We start from the raw sequence: 1,509 nt of genomic DNA, 5'->3' as shown, positions 1-1,509 counted from the left end.
GGTTGACGCCGCCGGCGACGGCGAGCTGGCACTCGCCGCGGCGCAGGCTCTCGCAAGCCAGGTGGATCGCCGCCAGCGACGAGGAGCAGGCGGTGTCGACCGGCAGGCTCGGGCCGACGAAGTCGAACACGTAGGACACGCGGTTGGCGATCGACCACGGCATCGCACCGGGCGCGACCATGTTGCCGCGGCTCCACTCCTCCGGCGTGAGCAGATGGTAGGAATTGGTGGTGACCCCGGCGAACACGCCGACATCGCTGCCGCCGGCCTTGCCGTGGTGGCGCTTGAGCCGTTCGCGGGTGTAGCCGGCGTCTTCCACCGCCGCCCACGCCGATTGCAGGAACAGCCGCTCCTGCGGGTCGATCAAGCGCGCGTCCTCGGCGGGGATGCCGAAGAATGCGGCGTCGAACTTGTCGTGGTCGTCGAGGAAACCGCCCTGGTCGCAATAGATCTTGCCGGCCGCGGCCTGTTCGGGATCGGCGTCGTACAGCGCGGCCATGTCCCAGCGCTGCGCCGGCACCGGGCCGATCAGATCGTCGCCGGCGGCGAGATGGCGCCAATACGCGTCGAGGTCCGGCGACTGCGGGAAGCGGCCGTGCAGGCCGATGATCGCGATGGGTTCGTCGGCGGCGAGCGGTGCTGTGGGTGCGGATGCGACGACGGTCGGCGTCGCGGCGACATGGCGCAGCGGTGCGGGCGACTCAAGCGGTGCTTGCGGACGCAGATGCCGGCGCAACGCCGGCGCCGCTTCGCGCAGCAGATACGCGGCCACCGCGGCTACGCTGGCATGCTCGTAGAACAGCGTCTTCGGCAGCGCGCCGAGGTCGCGCTCGAGCGCGGCGTTCAGGTGGCCGACCATGACCGAATCGACGCCGTAGGCTTCGAAACGCTCTTCCGCGTCGATGCGCTCGGGCGGCAAGCGAATCTGTTCGCCAAGCAGCGCCTTGAGGTAATCCAGCGCAGCGACGGCGAGCGCGTCGCCCGATTCGCGCGCATCCTCGACGGCTTCGTCGTCGACTCGTGCCATCGCACCCTCGCCTGCCGCGCCGAACTGCGCGCGCACGAACGCGGCGACCCGACCCGGCGCGCCGTACAGCGGCAACACCGCGCCTTCCGCACCGAACAACGCCTCGGCCAAGGCCAGTCCTTGCGCGTCGGGCAAGGGCTCCAGGCCCGACGCCCGGCGTGCGCGTTCGATCTGATCCGCGTCCAGGCGCATGCCGCCTTCGGCCCAGTACGGCCAGGCCAGCGACAGGCTGCGGCCGCTGCGTTCGCCGGCGCGCACGCGCTCGGCGCGGCCTTCGGCAAAGGCGTCGAGGAAGGCGTTGGCATAGGCGTAATCGCACTGGCCGGGATTGCCGAGCGCGCCGGCCACCGACGAGAACAGCACGAACAGGTCGAGCGCGTCGCCGGCCAGGGCCGCGTCCAGGTTGAGCGCGCCAGCGACCTTGGCCGCGAGCACCGCCTCGATCTCGGCGCCGCGCTTGTGCAGCGCATAGCCGTCGCGAT

Annotated in this window: 1 protein-coding gene; it reads right to left on the bottom strand. The window is 71.2% G+C overall.

Annotated features, from left to right (window positions below):
• Nucleotides 1-1,509: beta-ketoacyl synthase N-terminal-like domain-containing protein (locus AB0I77_RS53500; protein WP_363290321.1), on the bottom strand; the 1,509-nt coding region annotated here is incomplete at both ends.

Source organism: Streptomyces sp. NPDC050619 (assembly GCF_040654815.1).
GTDB lineage: Bacteria > Actinomycetota > Actinomycetes > Streptomycetales > Streptomycetaceae > Streptomyces.
The sequence above is the reverse complement of the archived record's forward strand: the minus strand, read 5'-3'. Positions and strand labels throughout refer to the sequence as shown.